The sequence below is a fragment of the Candidatus Micrarchaeia archaeon genome (assembly GCA_041653315.1).
Classification (GTDB): domain Archaea; phylum Micrarchaeota; class Micrarchaeia; order Anstonellales; family JAHKLY01; genus JAHKLY01.
Genome location: JBAZFO010000048.1, coordinates 1 through 7,568, shown reverse-complemented (window position 1 = coordinate 7,568; position 7,568 = coordinate 1). Strand labels below are relative to the sequence as shown.

General features: G+C 26.2%; 6 protein-coding genes. 2 read left to right on the top strand and 4 right to left on the bottom strand.

Annotation, left to right across the window (positions count from 1 at the left end):
- The 3 genes from WC356_07025 to WC356_07015 all read right to left on the bottom strand — a co-directional run.
- Positions 1-603 (bottom strand): aminotransferase class V-fold PLP-dependent enzyme (locus WC356_07025; GenBank protein MFA5382896.1); only part of this gene is annotated, 603 nt, incomplete at its 3' end.
- 4 nt (positions 604-607) lie between these two features.
- Positions 608-1,378 carry a geranylgeranylglyceryl/heptaprenylglyceryl phosphate synthase gene (locus WC356_07020; protein ID MFA5382895.1) on the bottom strand — a complete coding sequence of 257 codons (771 nt, stop codon included), beginning with the start codon at positions 1,376-1,378 and terminating at the stop codon, positions 608-610.
- Complete coding sequence (locus WC356_07015) at positions 1,362-2,393, bottom strand: NAD-dependent epimerase/dehydratase family protein (protein MFA5382894.1); 1,032 nt, start codon at positions 2,391-2,393, stop codon at positions 1,362-1,364. Before WC356_07015 ends, WC356_07020 begins: the two co-directional genes overlap by 17 nt.
- Positions 2,394-2,488: 95 nt before the next feature.
- Here WC356_07015 and WC356_07010 point away from each other — a divergent pair, with 95 nt between their 5' ends.
- Complete coding sequence (locus WC356_07010) at positions 2,489-4,618, top strand: hypothetical protein (GenBank protein MFA5382893.1); 2,130 nt, start codon at positions 2,489-2,491, stop codon at positions 4,616-4,618.
- A gap of 1 nt (position 4,619) precedes the next feature.
- A complete protein-coding gene (locus WC356_07005) occupies positions 4,620-7,115 on the top strand; it encodes a hypothetical protein (GenBank protein ID MFA5382892.1) in 2,496 nt (831 codons plus the stop codon).
- Here the strand turns inward: WC356_07005 and WC356_07000 are convergent.
- On the bottom strand, positions 7,112-7,450 hold the full coding sequence (locus WC356_07000) for a hypothetical protein (protein MFA5382891.1): 339 nt from the start codon (positions 7,448-7,450) through the stop codon (positions 7,112-7,114). The two genes, WC356_07005 and WC356_07000, sit on opposite strands and share 4 nt — an antisense overlap.
- Between the last annotated feature and the right edge of the window lie 118 nt (positions 7,451-7,568).

Here is a 7,568-nt window from a genome sequence, read left to right as displayed (position 1 = left end):
AGAGATCATATCTGCCATTGAAGAATTTATTTCAATTTTACCAAATGTTTGAACTGCGTCTGTATGAAACGTAATTTTTGTTTTATATTCATTGCTTTTGTCTTTACAAATGGTATAAATTTCCTTTATTGGTTGGATAGTTCCTATTTCATTATTTGCATGCATTATTGAAATAAGAATTGTTTTTTCATTAATTGATTGTTTTAACTTTTCAATCTCAATTAATCCTTCTTTTGTTATTGAAATATAAGAGACATTAAATCCTTGTTTTTCAAGAAATTTACAAGCTTCTAATACAGCTGGATGTTCAAATTTTGAAGTTATAATATGATTTCCTTTTTCTTTATTTGCAAGTGCATAACCAATTATTGCTAATGAATCTGATTCAGATCCTCCTGAAGTAAAAATTATTTCAGATGAAGAGCATTTCAAAATATTTGCTAATTCTTGTCTAGCTTTTTCAATTGCTTCTCTTGATTCCTGCCCTATTGAATGTAATGAAGATGCATTTCCATATTTATTTTTTAAATAAGGCATCATTTTTTTTAATACTTTTGAATCTAATTGTGTAGTTGCTGCGTGATCAAAATAGATTTTTTTCAAAAACTCACACTCTTTTTTTACCTTCTTCTCTTACAGAATTTATCATCTTTTTAACATATCCTTCAATGTCTTTTGAATTTTCTAATCCAGTACCAACTTGAATAATATCTGCACCTGCTTTTATTACATTTTTTGCTTGTTCTGGGGTTTTTATGCCTCCTGCGACAACATAAGGTACTTCAATACTTTTTGAAACAATTTGTATCATATCTAAAGGAACATGACCTGTTTCTGGATTGCTTCCTGTATCTGTAATTACCATTGTAGAACCAGATAATTCAGCTGCCATTGCTAAACCTGCTGCAATTTTAGGTCTAGATCTTGGTATTAAATTAACATCTCCTACCCAACCTGCTGTTCCTCCGGGTTCTACTATCAAATACCCCACAGGTATAGTTTCAATATTATATTTTTTTATCATTGGTGCTGCTAATGTTTGTGCTTGTGATATCCAATATGCATTTCTACTGTTTAATAAAGACATAAAATACATTGCATCTGCATAAGGAGTAACAGTTCCTATATTCCCTGGAAATAATACTACGGGAGTGCTTGTTTTTTCTTTTATTTGTTTTGTTACATTATCAAGTATTTCTCCTTGTACTCCTATACTTCCACCCAATAATATAATATCTGCTCCTGCATCTGCTGTTTTTTTAGCAGTATTTACGCAGGATTCTAAATTTTCATAATCCATAGGATCAATAACACCAAAAAATAAAGCACCTTTTTTCTTTAATTCATCGTTAATATATTTTTCAATTTTCCTCATCATTATAATCCACCTCATTTTCTTCTTCTTTTATTTCTTCTTTTTCATATTCTTTTTCAATATAATATTCAACCATTTCTTTCATACCTTCTTTAATATTTACTTTTGGAAAAAATCCCAAATCCATTTCAATTTTATGTATACTAAATTGTCTATCTGCAGATATTTTATCTATATATTCATTTAATAATTTTGGTTCTTTTGTAGTTAAATAGCTTCCTATTAATTCAAAACTTGCTAAAGTTTTTACTAAAAAAATTGGAAATGTTGAAGTTGGAGGATCAACATTTAACTCATTAGCAGCTATTGTTAAAAGCTCTTTTTGTGTTATTGAGTTCTGATTTGCCACATTATATACTGATCCACTTTGTGTTTTATTTTCTAAGGATAATTTTATTGCTTCAACTGCGTCTTTTACATGTAATAAAGGTATATGGTTTTCTCCATTACCAATCATTTTCATTTCTTTTTTTTCAATTGCTCTTAAAATATAAAAATAACCTTTATCAAATCCTTTTCCATATAACATAGATAATCTTAGGATAATTACATTCATTTTTTCTTTAAATTTTAATAGTTCTTGTTCTGCAAGCATTTTTGATTTTCCATAAGCATTATTCGGCTTTAAAGGAAAATCTTCATTAATCGCTTCTTTTGGAAGATTTTTTCCATATACAGCAGTAGAACTAATATAAATAAATTTTTTAACTCCAGTTTTGGCGCATTCTCTAATTACATTTTTAGTGCCTTCGTAATTAACTTTATATAAAGTATTTTCAGGGGCAATATAATCTATTACTGCTGCTAAATGGATAACCACATCAATATCTTTTGTAATCCCTTCTATTGTTATTGGATCAGTTAAATCTCCATATACAATTTCAATATTATTATAATTTTCTATTTTTGAAGTCTCATCTGGGGATAGTAATAAAGCTCGAATCATATATCTTTCTGTTAAATCTTCTATTAAATATTTGCCCAAATGCCCGCTTGCACCAGTAACTAATATATTCATATAAGATTAATCATGTGAAAACAATAATAAAGCTTGCGAAAGATATAAAAACACCGGAAGTTTTAAATTATTACATATTTAGGAGTGATGCTAAAATGAATCTAGAACAAAAATCAAAAATAGAAGAAACTGTTTGGAGAGGTAGAGATTCAAATTTATTTTTATCTGATAAAGTTACTCAAGAACAAACTGATTTGAAATTAAAATTAGCTAATCATTTATCTATTATTGATAGAAAAAATATTATTAAATTAGATGAAGGAGTAGCAAGAGCTTTTAGAGATCAAGATAATCCAGAATATAAAAATTTATTTAGAGAAGGAAATCCCGAATTAATAGAAACAGTAGCTTTAATTTATTATTATCTAGGGGATACAAATGCTACAAAAGTATTAATAAATAATAAATTATATGAGAAATTAGATTTATCTTCTGATGTTTCTTTAGCGCATCAATTAGTTAATTTAATACCTAATGAATTTAAATCTCAAAGAATTTGGACTAGAGACTGGTTAACTGCAAGGGAGAATATAGCTAAAGCTTCTTTATCTGAAAAACCAATAGAAATTATTAAAGAAGATTCTCAAGAAGAAATTAGTAGATTAACAGAAGGGTATACTCCAAAATTAAGGGTAAGAGAAATTAAGATACCCGAAATAACTGAAATGCCAGTTAAAGAATCTCCTAAAGTTGTTGAAAAACCCCCAATAATAAAATTAGATGATTCAATTATAAAAAGAGCTGAGAAATCAAAACAACAAATTTCAATAAATTCTGATTTAGATATTAATCCTGAAGCAAAGTCTTTTGGAAAAATAGAACTTACAGCACCAGAAGATTTAGAAGAAATAATGAAATTTAATGTTCTTGAAAAAAGTCCTGAAGAATTAGAAAAAGTGCTTGAAGATATAGAGATACTAAGAATAAAATATGAAATGAATAAAAATTATGCTGAAAATTTAGATAGAAAATATGATGAAGTTTATGATAGATTGTCTTTATTACAAGAAAGAATGACAAAAGGAACAAATAGTTCTGCTAAGAAAATAGAAACTGAAGAAGAAATTGTTTTTCCTCAATTGGATATTTCTCAAAATATAATTCCTAGAAAGATTAAGAACCCAGAAATAACTGAAATGCCAGTAAGAGAATCACCTAGAGAAAGAACAGAAGAATTATCTATTTTAAGTGAAAAAGATAAAAAAAGAGCGCAAAAACAGATTGATAAATTAAATGAAGAAAGATCAAAACAAAGATTTGCATCTTTAGATGAATTATCTGAGAATATGAAAACAGGTTATTCAAGAGGAAAAGTAGAAAAATACGAAGAAGAACCAGTAGTTCAAAAATCAAAAGAAGAAAAATCAATAGAAGAAATTGTAAGTGAAGTAAATACTTTAGAAATAGAACTTTCTAATAATGTAACCAAATCAAAAGGAGTAATAGTTAAAAACCCAGATATTATCAATGAACATTTAATTGATAGACGAATTGAATATTCAGAAGATATAATTCCAGGATTTGAAATTCCATATGTAGTTATTGAATTAGATAAAGGTAAGAATGCTATTGAAAAGTATAATTATTTTGATATCTCTCAAAATCCATTTGAAGCAGCTATTCAAGCAGGAAGAATAAAAAAACAAGAAGCGTCTCTTTTAATTTCAATTTCTGTTGCTGAAAGAGATTATTCTATTTTGACTATGGCTTCTTTAGATGAGGAAGCAAATAGTTTAGAATATGCAAAAAGAGGAGAAACTAAACTTTCAAAAATTGCCAAAGATAGATCAAAAGATTTAAGATTAGAAGCAGTAAATAGACAATATGCGCTTGAAAATTATAAAAAAGAGTATGCAGAGTTAACTTCACCAGAAAAATTACAGGAAATTGAAGAGATTAAACCACCTTCCTTAATAGTTGAAGAAAAACCAAAACCAGTTGAAAAACCAAAACAAACACAACCACCCAAACAAGAACCTCCACAAGTTAAAGAAGAACCAAAAATTGTTCAAACACAAGAAAAACCAAAACCAGTTGAAAAACCAAAACAGGTAGTTGATAATAAACAAAAAGAAAATGAAAAAAAATCAATTGACCAGCAAATAATAGAAAAACAGTTAGAAATTCCAAAATTACAGGGAGAATTAAGAGCGAAAGCTATGAAAGAACTTGAAGAATTACTTAAAGAATCTGAAAGAGATAATTTTACTCAAGGAGAGGAATAGTATGGGTTTTAATTTAGCCCCCATAAAAAAACAAGAGGATCAGCTTTTTCCATCTTATTTAGATATTTCAAAAAAAGGAATGGATAGCCAGCATAAAAAATTTCAATCTAAAATAATTTATTTTGATTCTAATTCATATAAACAAGCTGTAACTTTGCTAAAATATTTTTTAAATCAAAATGATTTTTTTTCTGATGTTCATAAAGATAAAAAACAAGAAAAAATAGAAGCAGTTATTTGTAGTATTGCTACTGCAATTTATTCTTTTAAAACAAAAAATACCTCTGTTTTCCTTAGTGATAAAGAGATTATAAATATTATACATAATTCTTTAATGGAAGTTTCGAAAGACGGGCAAGATTTAAGATATGAAAAATTATCAAAATTTTATTTAAGAATATCATATTCAAATCCGAAAGATAAAATGCTTAATGAGTTTTTAATGAAAACTGTAAAATGGGATGTGTTTAATTATAAATTTTTAAATTTAAAAGAAGAATTAAATGATACTGAAAAAATAAATTTTAATATACAAGAATTAAACGAAGAGTTTAGTAAAAGAGAAATGATACCTGTTGATTATTTATATAATGAATTATACCTTGAAGAAATTGAATTATTAGAATTTTATCTTAAACTATTAACAATTAAAGATATGTCTTTGGGTAATAAAGAATATCATATAAAAGATTTGGTTTCTTTAGGAATATCTTCAGATAGTGGATTTTTAATAGAAATTGGGATTATTAATAATGCAGATATTAATACTATGTGTATTTTATATGAATTATTAAAAAATGATTCTTTGGTTCAATCAACAGAAAAAGAATTATTTTTAAATTTAAATTCAATTTATGGCGATTCTTTTACAAATTTTACACATATTGATATATATTCAACGCAAATAATAAATAAAATTAAAAAATTAAAATTTAATGATATATTTGATGGATATAAATTATTAGATTTTATTAAAGATACAAATGAGATAGTTTTGAATAATATATCAACTCCAATTTCAATGTCAAATTCATTTGATTTTATTTTAACACAATTTAAAAATGTTTTACCAGAAGAAGCTGTTAATTTAATATATGGAGTTTTTGGATCAAATGCATTTAGATGGGAGCAAATAAAAGCCGGATTGCCTGAAAAAGGAATGGAATTAATATTGTCTCAAGGATTTTCACCAAAAAAAGAAGTTAAATGGAATAAAAAAAATACAGATTTATTTTTTTCTTTTATAAAACGATCACATGATTTTTTAAGATCTATGCAAATTTATTCAACCTCAGAAAGATACGAAGAATTTTTTACAACCACATTGGCATTTTTTATGATTGAAGAGTCTTTGCATTCTTTAAAAAATACAAAAATTGATTATTTTAGAGATGAATCTAATGGACTCTCACCAAATCAGCTTATTTTAACAACTATTTTAGGGATGCAACAGAATAAAGAATTACCTGTTTCAGATTTATTGGGGCTTTATTATTATAATAGAAAAAGTTTAGACCAAAATTCAGAAGATAATTCACATGATTTATTGATTGCTTTTTATGGTAAATTAGCTCAAATTCTAAAAATTGATTTAGGCAAATATTCGAGTGTTAAGGGAATAGCAGGTTATAATGACTGTTATGATGCATTAGTTAAATTGGAAATATTTTGGTGGTATGGTTTTCAAATTAAAAACAAAGAAGAAATGCAGGCTGTTTTCAATTATATATCTGCTAGCCAATGGAAAACAGATAAAGAAAAAGAATTTAGATTAGGGGGTAAAAATAAAGATTTATTTTTAGGAGTATTGGAAAGAACAATGGAGAATATACACTTAAAACAAGAAAAAGGAAATGTGAATATCCAAGAAATAAAATTATTTAGTCTTTATGGCATTGTTAAATCAAATGATAATTTTTCTAAAATGCAGTCTGAATTTTTAAATAAATCCCCAAGATTAGACCCAAATAAAATACCCTTAAAATTATTGGATCGCTTTAATTTAAGTGATAAACAAGAACTTTTTACAATAAGTCAAACTGGTTTTTATATAGGTAAAGAATTCTTTAATGTTCGTTCTTCTCCTAGTTATTCAAATATGTTAGTTTGGTTTAGATACGTTTCTGGTGATGGACAATTACCCTTACATTTTGTTTCAGGTAATAAGTTAAAAAAGGTTAAATCTTCAATTGGAGTATCTAAATTTGATCCTTTAGGTGATTTTAATGTTGGTTCTTTTATTGAAGAAAAAGTAAGTCATTTGGGAACAGGCAGATCCCATAATTTATTTTTAGCTTATGATCCACAAGGAAAATTAACTACTGTTGAGTTTAGTTCAGGAAATACGTTAAATTCTCTTGAAGTAGATATTACAAAAAAAGGATTATATATTAATAAATATTTAATTCAACAAAGAAATATGGGGGCAAGAGATAGTCCCAAATTTAAAGGATATAATACTACTACTAATGTTTCTTTTAATGATTTAGATATTTAAACATATTCTATTTTACCAATTTTTCTTTTCCATCTTTCTAAATCCTCATATGTTTCAGGATCTTCTATTTTTTTAAGTTCTTTTTTTGGTTTTTCTTTTTTAGGTGTTTTTTTAGGCTCTTCTTTTTTTGGTTCTTCTTTTTCAGGAGTTATATCTTTTAAATCCATGAATATACTTTTTAATTCATCACTTTTAAATTCCCTTTTTGTTTTAATTTTTTCTTCTATTGGTTTTTGTTTTTGGAATACGTTTGTTTCTCCTTTTTGCTGTCCAAAAATAGAGCTAATTGCAATTGTTGAAATGATTAATGCTGTTTTTAATTTTTGATTTTTCATATATTTATTTCCTCTTTTTGCCTTTATAAAGCTTTCCATATATAACCCCACATTAAAACACCATTCTAAAACCAACCAAAGAAAGTTTTTTAAATACAGACGAATATAATATTTCTAT

What these genes read in the sequence shown, in the direction of transcription:
- WC356_07000 (MFA5382891.1), bottom strand. Translation starts at nt 7,450, where the DNA reads ATGAAAAATCAAAAATTAAAAACAGCATTAATCATTTCAACAATTGCA.
- WC356_07005 (MFA5382892.1), top strand. Translation starts at nt 4,620, where the DNA reads ATGGGTTTTAATTTAGCCCCCATAAAAAAACAAGAGGATCAGCTTTTT.
- WC356_07010 (MFA5382893.1), top strand. Translation starts at nt 2,489, where the DNA reads ATGAATCTAGAACAAAAATCAAAAATAGAAGAAACTGTTTGGAGAGGT.
- WC356_07020 (MFA5382895.1), bottom strand. Translation starts at nt 1,378, where the DNA reads ATGATGAGGAAAATTGAAAAATATATTAACGATGAATTAAAGAAAAAA.
- WC356_07015 (MFA5382894.1), bottom strand. Translation starts at nt 2,393, where the DNA reads ATGAATATATTAGTTACTGGTGCAAGCGGGCATTTGGGCAAATATTTA.